Consider the following 15,753-nt stretch of genomic DNA (forward strand, 5'->3'; position numbering starts at 1 on the left):
AGCCTTATCCCTTTTATTTGGGCTAAGGCTATTTTCTAGGAAATTAACTTTTTGAAATTGGAGCTAAAATTTTATACTTTTTGTGGTTGATTACAGTGTGATCATGATCGTAATAATTACGGTGGTTACGATCATTTCTCATATCAACAATGACAGAGTTTGAAAGAACTTTTGTTACAATACCTTTTACTGAATTGGGCTTGATCTCTTTTACATTATCCTCTTTTGGCATAAATTCGACTTCGTCACCTGGTCTTACATAATATTTATTCATTGTTATGATTGTTTTATTATTTTTGCACATATGTTTATCACCTTTTTATTTACTTTTATTTAATATTACAAAAATATCAGAATATTCAAAAGTGAACTCGATACTAGATTTCACCGTGACGGTGTACCTATAAATCTATGTCGATATAGTTTTAGATAACTAGTTCTTTTTTAGGTGAAGTGAAAAGAGTTTAGCGCGATCATTCCTACTTGATCTCATTGAATTAAATGATGTTTTGTCAGCATGTATATCGCCTTAAAAATAAAAAAAGACTGTAGACAAATTCGATTTTCATCGAGTAGATATTTCAGAATTAGATTCTATGTTTAAAATGGCATTTGGAATAAATCAAACATGGTTAAAAAATAGTGGTGGAACATATGTCTACTCAAAAGTATCAAATCAGATGAAACAAAACCCACCATCTATTGGTGGGTTCGATCATATTATTTAACCAACGTTTACAGTTAGCTTTATTTTTTCTGTAGTCATACCAATTAAATAATAAAATGAAATTAATTTACTGCACGGTTCAATTCTTCACGAAGTCCGTTACTAGCTAATTTATCCATATTTAGAAGCAGCGTTTTAACTTGTACAAAATCAACAGCACTTTCTAGTTCAAAGGTTGCAACTAGATTGTTGTTATTGGTTTTAGAAACTTTCATTTTGTATTTACGTTTACGGAATAGTCGTTCTACCTTTGTTCCACGAGCTACAGAAATTCTGTAGGTGTCATTATTATAGACTGTACCCGCATCAAATCCATTGTATGAAAAATTTGTATAATCCTCAGTAGGTATAGATACATCGATGTCTAGTTCTTTGTTAAGAATAAAATCTTTCAGTAGGTCTAGTTTTGTCATTTTTAATTCTTCCTCCTTAGCCACGGGTGGCTTCTCTTGTAGTCGGAAAGTCAACCTCTGAAATATTAAAGGTCAGAACTCATATAAATAGCTCTTCTTCCTATTCAAATTACCATTTACCTCAAAATGAACTTGAATAAGATTAATTTTATCATAATAGTCCGAAAACATATAATAGTACCTATTTTTTTATAAAGTCATTTCCACCATTAGATAAATCATCTTGGACGGTTGTGAATTCATTTTCACAAAGTATCCAACCTATCTAGTCTATTTGTTGAGCTTTGACTATTTAATATTAATGGATAACGACTATTAATTTTTCTAATTTTTTTATCATAATTAACTGAATCTATATTTTCTTTAGCTGGTCAAGAGTAGCTTTTTTATACAAATCATAATTTGCTTCTTTACTTAAGAACCCTATAATTAATGGATTTTTCAATTTTGTTTTGTACCTTTTCAAAAGCTCTATTTTTTTCTTTAATATTGATCGAAATATTATTCATAATATCACCTCCTCAATACATAAAGTGAATTGATTTTAGTCTAATAAATATTTTTTGCAATAATTTTAGTGCAAAAATCAATATCAAAAAAAGAAAGCCGTTACCTTAAAGGCAACGACTTTTACTATAAATTCAAAAACTATGTATTAATTTATAATAGATTTCTTTCAACTCTTTCAATTATATTTCATATTTAGTTGACCTTGTTAGAGAAGAAATTGAATGAGTTGAAATTATTCCATCTTTATTTACTTTAATACCATGTAAAACTCCACCATATGCAGCAGCCCCATCAGTACAGATCTTCGTTTTACAAGGTGAATACCAAATATCGAATTTCCCTTCAGTTTTGTGAAGAATTGATGTTGGTGTATGACCGAAAATAAATGTCTTATCTGTTTCATTTTTTCCGTAATGGAACTCATCGCGAATCCAGTAAAATTCCTTGTCAGTCGTTTCTTTCCAATCTTCAAGAGTTAGATCGACCCCGGCATGAACAAATACATAATTTTCCCATTCGAAATACAGTGGTCTAGATCTAATAAATTGTAGTTCAGATACAAATTGCTCTTTCATTAATTGCGCTACTTCATTAGGACCTCTTTTATTTGTAATTTCAAATTTAAAAAATGAATTAATTGTTTCTAAACCACCTTGTCCGTAGTAATACGCTTGTTTAAACTCAGGTTGCTCAAGCCAGTCCAATAACATTTGCTCATGATTTCCTAGTATAACAACCGCTCCGTCTTCTTTTTCTAATTGCTGCGCTCTTATCAATACCTCGTATGGATTCTCTCCACGATCAACTAAATCTCCTAGAAGTACTAGCCTTTCATTATCTGGGTTCCATTGTTTAAGTAATGTTTCTAATTCATTTATGCTTCCGTGTATATCTCCAATTGCAAAAACCGTATCCTTATCCATACATCCAACCCCTTCTGTAAACCTATTATTCCCACTAAATTGTTTAAATAATATAAATAGTTTAACAAATGTAAATTACTAAAGTAAGTTATCCGTCTTATAGCCTTTTTACTTAATAAAATTTTATTTAATTGTCCAATTATAGCTAGGATAGTTTCTATAGCACAGGGAATAATGAAAAGGTAAAATTTTGGTAAAGGGGATTTTTGAAATGAGTAATGAGAACAAAGATTTAAATAACAGTGACTTTTTTATTGCAGATTTAACTAATGATGCGAAGAGTAAGATTGAGAATTTGGAAGAGGAATTGGATATTACTTTGGTTGCTTATGATTGTAAGAAGTGAGATTTAGATCATTAGGTAAAACGACTGCTATTAGTTAGTCAGTCGTTTTATTTTGATTGTAGAAATTAAATTATTCACTTTTTACAAAATAAGAGATTAGTCCGTATCTTTCGCTTAGATTTAAGTAAGAAGTTTTTGAAGAGCTTCCACTTTTAGTGCTGGATACCGGCCTGAGAAAGAATACTAACGTAAAGACAATCACTATGAAAGTTAAAAGAAGAACTAACATTACTCTAAATAAATTTCCCATTAATCTCACCTCTTTTTTGAAATTACTAATCTATAACGTTTAAACCTCAACGTATACTAAGTTAATCCAAAGAGAAGTTACTAGAATTAAATTCAAACTTAGACCAATATTTACTTTTTCACTCCATCTTTTATTTGTTGTAATGATTGAAATCATAAAACTTAGTAGGCTTAATAGAATGCTTATACAATTTAAACTTAGAAATATGTTGAAGTTGTTAAATCCGTTGAAGGTGACATTTAAAATGAAAATTGAGTAACTAAAAATAAGATAGTAGAAACTTTTCAAATTTACCCCACCCCCGAAAAAACGTTATCTTTTTTGATTATATTAACATATTAATTTCTGGTAAAATGTTCTAAATTTGAATAATGTATGAAGATGAACTACTTATTAACGTTTGTTCTTTAATTTGTAACAATTACTTATAAACTCTTTTATATTGAATTTGATTGCCCGAGTACTGATCGAAGCTGTAATCCCATATGATGATATTTTAACTCCTGAAAAGTTATTCGTATTTGTAACAAGTAATATAAAAGAAAAAGAACGATATAATAATTATCGTTCCATTAAAAGGTAATGTAAAAATTAAAGGTAAAGATGATAGACATCCAATGAGTAAATTTTAAAAGAATTTAAAGATGCATTAAAGAAAACGAATTATGATTAATGCTCAGCCTCAATTATTGGAGATATTTTTGTTATTTTCTAAGATCTCTTTATTTGATAAAAGATTCATCCAATGCATCTCTCATCAATTTATATGGATATGAGTTCAATTTTACTAATGGAGTCTCATTTAGATCAAGATTCAATTGGAGTAAACTAATTGTTTCCCCCTCCTCAGCCAAGTAATGAATAATATGTTCAGCTTGATAAATCATATCATTCATCTGGGAAATAATACTTCGATCGCTGGTAGCTGTATATTGAGCATCACCTAATTGTTCCATGTAAGAATCAATTTTCTCAATATCGAATTCGTTACCTAGAAAATTCCCCACTATATTTTCCCTTATTAACTCTTCAAAATTTGTAAAATCCTTTTTTAATAGACCATATATAATAAAACAATATCTAGTTACATTATTCATTACTATTACACATTTTTTACGGCCAATTTTAAAGATATTAGCATACCAGCAAAAAAGTTGATTTTCATTTGATAAATCTGGTTTCTCTACTTTTATTTTCATTTCATCTGAAAGCTTTTTTGTTAGTTGAATGTACATGTTTAAGATCCTCGTTTATTAATTATTTTTAGTTATATTCTAACATCGCAACAACTAAATCCAGTATATAAAAGAATTATTTTACTTTATATAAAGGTCTATTTATAAAGCAATTAAACAGTCCTCCTCCCAGTCATTAAAATTCTTAAAAGTTTCATCATAAAAAAAGAGAATCGTAAATGATTCTCTTCTCAAAAAAATATAAATAAGTTAACGCTTAAAGCTTAACGCTCTTGATTGTTGTCCAACCACTATATACTTTAGTAGTTCCAACTGTTCGATACGTTCTTACTTTATAGTAGTAGGTCTTTCCTTTTGTTAAACCGCTATTTGTATAAGAAGTTGAAGTTGTTCTTTTTACTAAACTATATGTTCCAGCACTTGAGGTAGATCTGTAAATTTCATAACCGCTTGCTCCACTCACAGAACTCCATGATACTTTTGAACTAGTTGAATTTACTTTAGCGACATTGAAATTAGTTGGAACTGATGGAATTGGTTTTGCGCTTACTATTGATGAATAATTTCCATAGACCTTCTTACTTCCGACTATTCTGTATGATTTTACTTTGTAATAATAAGTTTTATTTGTTGTAAGCCCTGTATTATTAAAGCTTGTTGAAGTAGTTGTACCAGCAAGTGAATATGTTCCCGTGCTTGTCGTTGAACGGTAAACTTCATATCCACTTGCTCCACTTACAGCTGCCCAGCTCGTTTTTACACTATTGTATGAAGAAGAAGCTGCTTTTGCGGATGTTGGTGTAGACAGGACCGGTTTTGCAGATACTGTCTTACTATAATCACTGTATTGTGTAGGTGTTCCTGTTTTATACGACTTAATCTTATAATAATAAGTTGTACCTGTGTTTAAAGATGTATTAGTATACGAAGTACTTGAAGTAGTTGCTATTTTCGTATACGTACCTGTACTGGAAGTAGAACGATAAATTTCATAACCTGTCACATCATCCGCTTTTGTCCAGCTTAATTTAACGCTATTATATGAACTAGCTGCTGCCTTTACGTTAGTAGGTGAAAGAATAGGCTCCACATAATTTGGATCTGTTGAGAACCATCCGTATATCGTTTGGTCTGCACGAGAGTCATAACCCATCCCGATTCGAATGAGAGGATAGCCAACTGTTTTTTTCACTAAAATACCGTAATAAACTTCAGATTCAGCACCTGGATATAACTCTACATCGAATTCATCTAAACCTTCAAACTGGCCTGAAAATATTGCTGTATCAATTGGGTTAACTTTTTGACCAGACTTCGTATAAAAACTATCGTAACTATAAATTACATCATAAGCGTATAAAGGTTCTTCTGGTCCTGAGACATATTTTAAATTAAAACCCATCACAATCCATTCTTCATCATCTGCAGGTTTCGTATTATACATATTTTCATTCGCCACAATATCATTTGCTTCTTCACCTGTATACATATCGAATAATTGCAATTCTACTTCTTTAGGTGTATCCCACTCATATTCTTGAAGTGAAAAGTTATAATTAAACCATGCACTATATGGCGTGCTACGGTCTCCTATTTCAGCAAAAGCTGATTTTGAATTAAATGAAAACATAATTAAAAATGTTAAAAATAAGTACATAAAACTTCTTTTATTCATGATTTTCCCCCTATTGTCTTTCATTCTATTGCACTACTACATACCTAAACGCTCTACTATTTATACCTCCTAAACTTGATAAATTTATTATATAAAGCAAGGTGTTCAAAAATTTGAACATCAAAAAAGAGAATCAAATGATGATTCTTAGATTATTCACATATGATAATAGTTTCATATTTTACCAAAATAATCCCAAATACTTAAGGAGTTTAATTGATTCAATTATTTAAATTCCAATTAAAATCGTCATAAATAGTCTTATTTAACTTAATTACTTTCAAATTCTATTATTAAAATTTCATTAAACAAGCCTATAGTCTTTCTAATTGTCGAAAAATAAATGTGTATTGAAGCCCATAGTTGTGCCTGATTATTTGTAGTAGCATTAGAGACCTCAGTGTTCTTAATAATAAACAAGGGGTGGTTTGGTGCTTAATAAAAAAATCTTATCATTGGTTACTTTAGGATTATTAGTTTCACCATTGTCTTTAGGAACTGTTAAGGCAGAAGGAAAGGGATACGATTTATCAAAGAAGATGATTGAACATCAGGTTAAAAAACCTCTTCAAAAAGGAATCCTAGATTTTCATACGTTTAATCAGCTTGGAAAAGAAGTAAAATATGCTCGATCCTTTTCAGTAAAAAGCTTTAATAAAACGGGTACTATGAATAAAGATAATGTCACTAGTGCAGATGATGATTTTATTTATGAGACGGAATATAATGATGAGTTTGCTTATGCAGATAATTCATCATATGAGAAAATCTTGATTGGGCAGTTACTTCCTTTGTATGATTTAGATTTACATAAAGTAGTCATACCGACTGATGGAGTTTTATATATAGCTGGGGCAACTAACTCTATTAATATTGATCTTTTATTTGCAGCTGTAGAAAAGGATTTTGTTGAGAGTAATAAGTTAGTATACTTAGGTTCGGAATATGACGATGACGGGACTGAGTACCAAGCGTATCAAGCTAAAGCTGGTACTTATTATATAGGAGTTATGGATTATGATAATGCAGACGATATCGACAATAATACTGAAGATGACTTATATGCTATCGCAACTGGTTTTGAGGACAATGTAGCGCCAAATAAACCGATTGTAAATAAAGTTGATAATAATGACAAAGTTGTGACTGGAAAAGCAGAGGCTGGTTCTACTGTTTCTGTAAAAAAAGGGACTACTGTATTAGGATCTGCTAAAGCTAACTCGTCTGGAAACTATTCGGTTAGTTTAAAAGTCGTTCAAAGTGCAGGAACAAAGCTGACTGTAACCGCTAAAGATGCTGCTGGTAATACTAGTGCAGCAGCAACTACAACAGTTATTGATGTTATAGCCCCAGCTAAGCCTGTTGTAAATAGGGTTGATAATAATGACAAAGTTGTAACAGGAAAAGCAGAGGCTAATTCTACTGTTACTGTTAAAAAAGGGACTAAGGTGTTAGGAACTGCAAAAACTAATTCGTCTGGAATCTATTCGGTTCCATTATCAGCCGTTCAAAGTGCAGGAACAAAACTGACTGTAACCGCTAAAGATGCTGCAGGAAATGTAAGTGTAGCAACAACTGTAACCGTTGTAGATGTTATTGCACCAGGAAAGCCAAAGGTTAATAAAGTAGATGACAACGACTTGAAAGTAACTGGAAAAGCTGAAGCCAACTCAACTGTAACCGTGAAAGTTGGAAGTAAGGTTTTAGGTACTGCTAAAGCTGATTCAAAAGGAAACTTTTCAGTTAAGATTAAAGCCCAGAAAAAAGGTACCACTATTGCTGTAACTTCAAGGGATGCTGCTGGAAATACTAGTCAAGCAACAACTTTAAAAGTTGTAAGACATTAAGATAGGAGTTTGAGCCAAGGATTAAATCCTTGGTTCTTGTTATTTAGTCCTACTTTTTTTAATAAATACTCATCAATACTTCTCCTAAAAGTTTCATAGAATTCATAAAAATAATTAAGTTGTCCATCTTTAAAAATATAGATTACTCTTCTATCTTTCGTTTGATATTCTCTAACTTTAAGACTATTTAAAATTTTAGTTCTAACATTTTTCTCACCTTCGTAATCTAAGTAATTTGATGAATGAATACTTATATTAATTTCATTTGAAAGATGCACTTCAATATGTGGTGAAAGTAAACCATCATCTATTAGATATACATTTTTCACTTCAAATTCAGTAGGAATAAGAATTGTTTGGTTACTATTTAATTTTTTACTTATTTCATTTTTATCTATTTTAATCTTTGTATCTAGGGTTGGTAGGAAAAATAGTATATATAAAAATATTATTAAACCCATCCCTACAATTGAAATAAAATAAAAGAAAATTACCCTTAGCATCATTCACAAACCTCACATCATTTTTAGTAAAAAATAGTTTCACTTTGTGAAAATAGTAACATATTTGAATGTATATTAATTAAAGTAATTTTGAAGTTAATATGAATGTTTTATTAGGAAGCACTCCCTTTTCCACGTAAAACGCATCAAACGAACAGAAGATGATCGCTGGTTTTTACGGATTCGCGATTTTGAAACAGTATTGTTCCAACAGTTACAACGTCACAAGAATGATAATCCCCTAATCTTTTGAAAGATGTATTGTATCCAAGATATAACTCGAGTAAACTGAAATAAGACAGATAGAATTTTCTGAAAACAAGGAGAGACAGCATGAACTACACCTACACCTATGACCAACAAGACGTGATGAGATTTAACCTCGATTTGTACGCGACCAATCGAAAAACAAGCCAGTTCTGGGAGAATCAGATCGCTTCAGCTATAAATTATGTTGCTTTGCTATTTGTGTATGCGTATGTATTCGATGCAAATATCAAAGAAAACCTTATTTGGATTGGCCTTTTCACTTTGGTATATTTTGGTTACCTACCCTTCCATCATAAGTATGTACTAAAACAAAGTGTAAAAAGCTTCGTTAATAACCCACTTAATAAGCAATCGTTCGGGGAAACTACCGTTACGCTCGATGAAAACGGGATCCATGAGATCACACCTGTGGAAGAAACCAAGATCAAATGGGAGAACGTCAATGAAGTACGTGAAGGAGCCGAACATTTCTATTTCTATTATTTAAGTAACCGTTGCATCAGCTTGCCGAAACGAGCAGTAAACGACCAAAACGAGATTTTCGCTTTGATCACGGAAAAAAGCGTGCCGCATCGCAAACTTTGAACCTAATCCATAAACGATTGGAAATTTATCTTTCCTAAGCCTATTTAAAATTTTGTTTATTCCATTAGAAAACATACTGCCGAAATAGACAGTATGTTTTTTTACGTTATGAAAAAAGAGCATCCCCGAAAGATACTCTTTTTAGTAAAAACTTATTGTTGCAAATTCATACTATACAACTTACTCATCTCAATAATTTGTTCCTGAACTTTATCAATCACCGATGGTGGACTTATAACCTGAGCATCTTTACCCCATGTTAAAATCCAAGTAATCAATCCATCACTAATCGCAGCTTTTGTAGTTAATAAGAAATGCTCCTCATCCACTTGTTGAATATCAGCCTTTAAACCAAATCGATCTAGTACTACATTCAATAAGCCTTTTTTAAACTTGATTTTTACATAGTCAGGTTCTCCAGCAAACATATTAAATACTGTACTTAAATATTCATCAACGTTAAAGCGTTCGTCTTGGAATTTCTCTTCTGTTCTCTTAACTTTTCTCATTCGGTCTACGCGGAAATGTCTAAGTTGATCATCAGGTAAACTTCTTGTAATTAAGTAATAGTAGTCGTTTGACCAAATTACTGCGAGGGGCTTTACTGAGTACTCTTTTCCATCATGGCTTAATTCAAATTTTTTCTTAAAATTGTACCGGCCATATTGAAATGTAAGTAATTTTTTCTCAGCGATTGCTTGGTGAATTTGATCAATTGAGAAGTGTATTCGATTGCTTTCACTCTTAATGGCTGTGTCTGGGATAATACCATTGTGAAGCTTTTTGGCTTCGTTTTCACTTGTAAGGTTTTTTAATTTATCGATGATCTTTTTGGTTTCTTGTTTGTTTAAAAATCTTGAAGCTGTAACAGCATCTACTAATAAACGGAGTTCATGTAATTCAAATAGTCTTTCTTGGTGACTATATGTAGTTGCCTTACCATCTGAAGCGTTTTCAATTACATCAAAACCTACATGTTCTAATACCGATATATCTTTTAAAAATGTATTTTTACTATACGAAAAGTCCTCTTCTCCTGCTGCTAATCTCTTTTTGATTTCATCAAAGGTAAACTCACGATCAATATCTGTTTTACTTTCTAGTAGTTTCATTAGTTTATAGAAACGTTCACGGTTTTCCATGGATTCCTCCGTTTATTTAGTAAAATTCATAAGATGTATTTTATATGTAACTTAATCTGATTTTAATTTTAACATATTTAATTGGTAAAAATGATAGTTAAAAAATACTAGTCTATTTTTACTAGAAAAGTACCCTATTGAGTTACTTTTTAGTTGCATACTCAATAGGGTACTTTTTAGGTTGGAAATGCCTTTTTTATTATTTTAAAATTATTCAATCAACGTACGTCCTTATATATTGTAACAAATTCCCTATCGGCTATTATTAAGTCTCTCGGAGTTTTTAAATCAGTTAGTGTAATTTGGCGTTTTTCTCTAATTGGGTAGTCTTCTTCAGAATTCCAAGAAGCGAAAAACTCGATTACACCACTCTCATTTACAGCTTCTCTAATGTATTCGTATAAAATTTTTAAACATTTTTCACCTTCTGGAGTGATTCGTTTCTCTCCTTTAAGTGGTACTTGTGTAGAGACCATACTTACTTGATACTTGTATTTAAAATGTTTAGAGAAACTAAAAAATTTCTTTTCTTCTGGGTCATAATTTCTCTCCATATAGACATGTGTAAAATCTAGTTCATTTTCATAAACATTAGGAGAAATGGCATTTTCACCAAAGGAACCCTCTTTCAATATTATTGGTGAAGAAATGAAATGATACTGTGTCATAAATATCCCCTCTTTTCTAATTAACCGGCCCGCCATAGAAAGCGTGCGATTTTGGAGTACGCATTGCCGGATGATAGTGATAATAATAACCTTTTTTAGGTTTCCCGTTTAATTTATCAACCTCATGTAATGGCTGCCCTGTTGGATTAGCTGAAGCAGCAACACCCTTAGCCTGGTTTTTAGATATAGACCACGTATCTTTATTAGACTTTAACCTCGATACAGCCTCTGATTTTGATAACCCCTTACCAATATATACGCCTCCCGATTTCACGGTAGCTGAAAAGTGACTGTATTTTTTATCTTTTTTAGCTTGAGTTGCTATTACATAAGCTGCCCCACCGACAATAATCATGGCTCCAGTATGGAATAATGCAGTTAGTATAGCTGGTGTCATAACAATCCCTATAGGTATTAAGAATATTAACGATGCCGTACCTAATTCTGTATCATATGAAAACTTTTGTTTGGTATCTACATCTGTAAATATCCCTTTAAAAGAATTTTCATTTAATTGCATATGCGCAAGATCAATTTTATATTTTTTAGATTCTTTTTTTCCTAATTCAGTAACTTCTTCAGAGTTAACAGTAATATAACTTTTCCCAGGTACAATTTCAACCTCAACTTTGTTTACATCCCCTGTAGCATCTTTCAAAGATGTGCTTAGAGAAAGGTTTGAAGAGGTAATATCTAAATCTTCTACAATTATATTTTCATCTTTTAATGTTTGTTGTAAATTTTCTTGAATAGTATTTATAGTTGCTTCTTCAACTTCAGCTGCCTTTACAGACAAATTCGGAAATATTCCTATAATTACTGTAAATACTAGCGAAACAATAAATAGATTTATCATTTTTCTTATCATTATATTTCTCCTTTAATAAATTAATTTATTATGGGTATTCCATTGCCTACTATTTTTTTAGAACCACTAATTACCTTAGAATTTATTTTTAAACAATTATAAATTTTCATTTGTCTTACATTATTTTTAGTGAAATTTTCATAAGATAAATATTCAGCAACTACTCCAGTAATAAATGCTGTAGAAAACGATGCACCAGTATAATATGAATATAATTTTTGGTTATTAGTAGAAAGTATATTTTCTCCTGGGGCAACAAAATCAATTTTACCTATAACTGACTGCTTTAATGGTTTTAATCTCTGATTAATCATCCCTACTGAAATAACTTCTTTATATTTAGCTGGATATGATGCATTTTCACCGTAATTATTACCACTGGCAGCAACAAGAATAATCCCTCGTTCTATAGACCTTTTTACTAATTCTTTTAATTCTGGAAACTCTTTACTAAAACCTAAACTTATATTAATAATGTCAACATCATTTAAAATCGCCCATTCAAATCCTTTTATAAAGTCTTGTTTATAAATCTTTCCGTTATCTCTCATAACTTTAGCTGAATAAATCTCAATATTTTTTCTCACCCCAACAATACCTATATCATTATCATTTGCTGTTAATATCCCAGCTATAGCTGTTCCGTGACCTAGTTTATCTGTATTAGGTAGATTAGTAGCATTAAATTCTTTAATAATTTTTCCCTTAAGATCTGGATGTTCTTTATCAACTCCACTATCTAAAATTGCAACTTTAATAACTTTTTCATTTTTACTAGTTTGACCAATTAATCTGACTCCCCAAGGAGTGACTTGTTTATTCTTTAACTCTTCATTAGTAATAGATAGATCATCCTGATATTGTCTGTAAAATACTATATTTTTTGATATGTACAGGATGATACCTATAAAAACAATACTCCCCAATATCACTAATACCTTTTTCTTAAACAATTTTAAATCACCAGAATTCACTTTAATTTTTACTAGATTATTTTTTTGTTTTTCTTTACAACTATCAATGCGTCTCCTAAAACTAGCAATTACAAATAGACTTAGCTTTTGCTATTTTTTTAGCTTTCCTCAAACTTTTTAGTAAAAATTTGAGTTGATAGAATCTGTTCATTCTCTAGTATTAAACAGCTTCTAGTTACTTTTATAACTTCATAAACAAATATCAAATATCTTTCATTGTGCATTCTCCTTCCTTTAATGAGTAAAAATTTACTAATATGTGAAAATCTTAACATACTAATTTGTAGAAAATTATGGAATTTATGATAAAATAATGAATTTTTTTAGTGAATTTTTACTATTATAATTAATCTTTAAAATCTTATTGTCTCACTACTTTGACGAATTTCTTCCCTTTATATTGCTAGGTAATCCCGTTTATCTACATCGAACAATACTGTTTGTTTCTTTCATGTGTCTAGTACAAAAGTCCTCGTCCAAAAAGACTAAAAACGAAATAAACGTGATATGTAAATGTGAACAAGCATACACATAAAATATTGATTCCCAAAATTCTCCATTTTACATAGTCAATAAAATTGTACAGGAGGTCAAGAATGATTGAATTTAAACATGTAAATAAGTTTTATGGCGATTTCCAAGTCTTGAAAGATATTAATCTCACAATTAATAAGGGTGAAGTTGTTGTTGTGATTGGGCCGTCGGGTTCTGGTAAAAGTACTTTGTTGCGATGTATTAATCATCTGGAAACTATTAATGACGGGACACTTACTGTCAGTGGGATTTCTGTTGGGGATAAAAAAACAGACCTCAATAAGTTAAGGCGCAATATTGGGATGGTTTTTCAGCATTTTTATTTGTATCCGCACAAAACTGTGCTTGAAAATATCACTCTCGCTCCTATGAAAGCACTGGGCCAATCTAGAGAAGAGGCTGATGAAACAGCCAAACATTTTCTTGAAAAGGTAGGAATTTTAGAGAAAGCCAAGTCTTACCCTTCTCAGCTTTCTGGTGGTCAGCAACAACGTGTGGCAATAGCTCGCGGGCTTGCGATGAAACCGGATATTATGCTTTTTGATGAACCTACTTCTGCACTTGATCCTGAAATGATTGGTGAGGTGCTCGATGTTATGAAGACTCTTGCTAAGGAAGGCATGACGATGGTTGTTGTGACTCATGAAATGGGATTTGCCAGAGAAGTTGCCGACCGAATCGTCTTTATGGACGAGGGTCGCATATTAGAAGAAGCAACTCCGGCTGAGTTTTATGAGAATCCGCGTGAAGAACGGGCTCGCTTATTTCTCAGTCGTATATTAAATCATTAATAGGAGGTAATGGAATGTTTTTAAAAAAATTCATGAAAATGGCTTTGGTTTCAACTACGGCCGCCTTAGTTCTTGCAGGTTGTGGTGGTAATGATGATTCGAAAAGCAAAGATGCTCTTGCACGTATTAAGGATGATAAGAAAATCGTATTTGGTGTAAAATATGACACTCGTTTATTTGGATTGAAAAACCCATCAACAGGTAAAGTAGAAGGATTTGATATTGACCTTTCTAAAGCACTTGCTAAAGAAATGTTTGGCGATGATGTTAAACCTGAGTACATAGAGGTTACGTCAAAAACTAGGGTTGGTCTCTTAAATAATGGGAAAGTTGATGCGGTAGTCGCTACAATGACCATTAATGAAGAACGTAAAAAAGAAGTAGATTTTACTGATGTTTACTTTAATGCCGGACAATCTTTACTTGTTAAAAAAGGCAGTAAAGTTCATGGACTTGCTGACTTGAAAAAAGGGACAAAAGTACTTGCTGTTAAAGGGTCTACTTCTGCAGTAAATATTCGTCAGAAAGCTCCTGACACGACTGTACTTGAATTCGAAAACTATGCTGAAGCATTTACAGCCTTAAAAGCTGGTAAAGGTGATGCCCTAACTACTGATGATTCAATCCTTTACGGGATGAAAGAAGAAGATCCTTCATTTGAATTAGTAGGTGGAACTTTTACGCAAGAGCCTTATGGAATTGCTGTTAAAAAAGGCAATAAAGATCTTGTCGATGCGTTAAATAAAGCATTAAAAAGCCTAAAAGATTCAGGTAAATACGATGAAATTAAAAATAAATGGATTAAAAAATAATTATTGATGTTGGGAGCTGCAGGGTCCGTAATTCTACGGGCCTGCTTTTCCTAATAATTAGGAGGAAATCCTTTGATTGATTTCTCGATACTAACAGATCATATGGAGTATTTTTTAGAAGGATTAAGAGTCACCATTTTAACTAGTTTAATTGCATTATTATGTAGCTTTATTTTAGGAACAATCATTGCAGTTATGCGCATTGCTCCAATTAAACCCCTTAACTGGTTAGGTTCGATTTATGTGGAATTTATCCGTAATATCCCAGTACTAGTGGTCGTATTTTTTACTTACTTAGCTGGAAGTTTTAGTGGAATGGTTGCAGGAACAATTGGATTGACCATCTATACAGCAGCCTTCATTTCCGAAGCAATCCGTGCCGGTATCCTCTCTGTTCCAAAAGGACAAATGGAAGCTGCTCGCTCAACTGGATTGACTTACGGACAGGCAATGAGATTGATTATTCTCCCCCAAGCGATAAAAATCGTCATCCCTCCTCTTGGCAACCAATTTCTAAATTTAGTAAAAAATTCATCATTATTAGCAGTCGTAGCTGGTGGAGATTTAATGTATCAAGGCGATCTAATATCTGCAATGACATATGTAACTTTTGATACTTATATTTTTGTAGCTTTATTTTACTTAGTCTTAACGATTCCTTTAAGTATTGGTGTAGGCTATTTAGAAAGACGCTTGGCTAGAAGTAATTAAGGAGGTGG

17 protein-coding genes are annotated in these 15,753 nt (G+C 31.7%); 7 read left to right on the plus strand and 10 right to left on the minus strand.

What is annotated here, in order from left to right:
- Nucleotides 1-43: 43 nt before the first annotated feature.
- Nucleotides 44-304 (minus strand): DUF2187 family protein, encoded by a 261-nt coding sequence (locus COE53_RS12350; protein ID WP_069034245.1) that lies wholly within the window; start codon nucleotides 302-304, stop codon nucleotides 44-46.
- Between the two features lie 292 nt (nucleotides 305-596).
- Here COE53_RS12350 and COE53_RS24355 point away from each other — a divergent pair, with 292 nt between their 5' ends.
- Nucleotides 597-728: a hypothetical protein gene (locus COE53_RS24355; RefSeq protein WP_286143714.1), complete on the plus strand. Its 132-nt coding sequence runs from the start codon at nucleotides 597-599 to the stop codon at nucleotides 726-728.
- Nucleotides 729-789: 61 nt separating this feature from the next.
- Here COE53_RS24355 and COE53_RS12355 read toward each other — a convergent pair whose 3' ends face one another.
- Both COE53_RS12355 and COE53_RS12360 read right to left on the minus strand, forming a co-directional pair.
- Nucleotides 790-1,140: a hypothetical protein gene (locus COE53_RS12355; protein WP_069034246.1), complete on the minus strand. Its 351-nt coding sequence runs from the start codon at nucleotides 1,138-1,140 to the stop codon at nucleotides 790-792.
- Nucleotides 1,141-1,829: 689 nt separating this feature from the next.
- Nucleotides 1,830-2,573, minus strand: coding sequence for a metallophosphoesterase (locus COE53_RS12360; RefSeq protein WP_098948118.1), 744 nt, complete (start codon nucleotides 2,571-2,573; stop codon nucleotides 1,830-1,832).
- 211 nt (nucleotides 2,574-2,784) lie between these two features.
- Between COE53_RS12360 and COE53_RS24360 the strand changes: the two genes are divergently transcribed.
- Nucleotides 2,785-2,919, plus strand: a complete 135-nt coding sequence (locus COE53_RS24360; RefSeq protein WP_286133442.1) for a hypothetical protein — start codon at nucleotides 2,785-2,787, stop codon at nucleotides 2,917-2,919.
- Nucleotides 2,920-3,891: 972 nt separating this feature from the next.
- Here COE53_RS24360 and COE53_RS12365 read toward each other — a convergent pair.
- Nucleotides 3,892-4,404, minus strand: coding sequence for a DUF6933 domain-containing protein (locus COE53_RS12365; RefSeq protein ID WP_098948119.1), 513 nt, complete (start codon nucleotides 4,402-4,404; stop codon nucleotides 3,892-3,894).
- A gap of 217 nt (nucleotides 4,405-4,621) precedes the next feature.
- The gene (locus tag COE53_RS12370) at nucleotides 4,622-6,040 is read right to left on the minus strand and encodes a fibronectin type III domain-containing protein (RefSeq protein ID WP_180242416.1); all 1,419 of its coding nucleotides are present in this window, start codon (nucleotides 6,038-6,040) and stop codon (nucleotides 4,622-4,624) included.
- A gap of 431 nt (nucleotides 6,041-6,471) precedes the next feature.
- On the opposite strand from COE53_RS12370, the gene COE53_RS12375 reads away from it, so the two are divergent.
- Nucleotides 6,472-7,887: an Ig-like domain-containing protein gene (locus COE53_RS12375; RefSeq protein ID WP_180242417.1), complete on the plus strand. Its 1,416-nt coding sequence runs from the start codon at nucleotides 6,472-6,474 to the stop codon at nucleotides 7,885-7,887.
- Here COE53_RS12375 and COE53_RS12380 read toward each other — a convergent pair.
- Nucleotides 7,884-8,393: a hypothetical protein gene (locus tag COE53_RS12380; protein WP_098948121.1), complete on the minus strand. Its 510-nt coding sequence runs from the start codon at nucleotides 8,391-8,393 to the stop codon at nucleotides 7,884-7,886. The two genes, COE53_RS12375 and COE53_RS12380, sit on opposite strands and share 4 nt — an antisense overlap.
- Nucleotides 8,394-8,723: 330 nt before the next feature.
- On the opposite strand from COE53_RS12380, the gene COE53_RS12385 reads away from it, so the two are divergent.
- Complete coding sequence (locus tag COE53_RS12385) at nucleotides 8,724-9,245, plus strand: YcxB family protein (protein ID WP_069034252.1); 522 nt, start codon at nucleotides 8,724-8,726, stop codon at nucleotides 9,243-9,245.
- A 152-nt stretch (nucleotides 9,246-9,397) separates the two neighbouring features.
- On the opposite strand, the gene COE53_RS12390 is transcribed toward COE53_RS12385, so the two are convergent.
- From COE53_RS12390 to COE53_RS12405, 4 genes are all read right to left on the minus strand, one after another.
- Nucleotides 9,398-10,387, minus strand: coding sequence for a helix-turn-helix transcriptional regulator (locus COE53_RS12390; protein WP_098948122.1), 990 nt, complete (start codon nucleotides 10,385-10,387; stop codon nucleotides 9,398-9,400).
- 218 nt (nucleotides 10,388-10,605) lie between these two features.
- The gene (locus tag COE53_RS12395; protein ID WP_069034254.1) at nucleotides 10,606-11,055 is read right to left on the minus strand and encodes a hypothetical protein; all 450 of its coding nucleotides are present in this window, start codon (nucleotides 11,053-11,055) and stop codon (nucleotides 10,606-10,608) included.
- Nucleotides 11,056-11,071: 16 nt separating this feature from the next.
- Entirely contained in the window at nucleotides 11,072-11,923 is an 852-nt protein-coding gene (locus COE53_RS12400; RefSeq protein ID WP_098948123.1) for an SAR2788 family putative toxin, read from the minus strand.
- A 20-nt stretch (nucleotides 11,924-11,943) separates the two neighbouring features.
- Nucleotides 11,944-12,876: a S8 family serine peptidase gene (locus COE53_RS12405; RefSeq protein WP_180242418.1), complete on the minus strand. Its 933-nt coding sequence runs from the start codon at nucleotides 12,874-12,876 to the stop codon at nucleotides 11,944-11,946.
- A gap of 617 nt (nucleotides 12,877-13,493) precedes the next feature.
- Here COE53_RS12405 and COE53_RS12410 point away from each other — a divergent pair.
- The 3 genes from COE53_RS12410 to COE53_RS12420 all read left to right on the plus strand — a co-directional run bounded on the left by COE53_RS12410 (nucleotide 13,494) and on the right by COE53_RS12420 (nucleotide 15,745).
- Nucleotides 13,494-14,222: an amino acid ABC transporter ATP-binding protein gene (locus COE53_RS12410; protein ID WP_098948125.1), complete on the plus strand. Its 729-nt coding sequence runs from the start codon at nucleotides 13,494-13,496 to the stop codon at nucleotides 14,220-14,222.
- 14 nt (nucleotides 14,223-14,236) lie between these two features.
- Nucleotides 14,237-15,034 carry a transporter substrate-binding domain-containing protein gene (locus COE53_RS12415; RefSeq protein WP_098948126.1) on the plus strand — a complete coding sequence of 266 codons (798 nt, stop codon included), beginning with the start codon at nucleotides 14,237-14,239 and terminating at the stop codon, nucleotides 15,032-15,034.
- A 72-nt stretch (nucleotides 15,035-15,106) separates the two neighbouring features.
- Nucleotides 15,107-15,745: an amino acid ABC transporter permease gene (locus COE53_RS12420; RefSeq protein ID WP_098948127.1), complete on the plus strand. Its 639-nt coding sequence runs from the start codon at nucleotides 15,107-15,109 to the stop codon at nucleotides 15,743-15,745.
- The last annotated feature ends 8 nt before the right edge of the window (nucleotides 15,746-15,753 follow it).

The sequence above is a fragment of the Bacillus sp. AFS029533 genome (assembly GCF_002585125.1).
GTDB classification, from domain to species: domain Bacteria; phylum Bacillota; class Bacilli; order Bacillales; family Bacillaceae_G; genus Gottfriedia; species Gottfriedia luciferensis_B.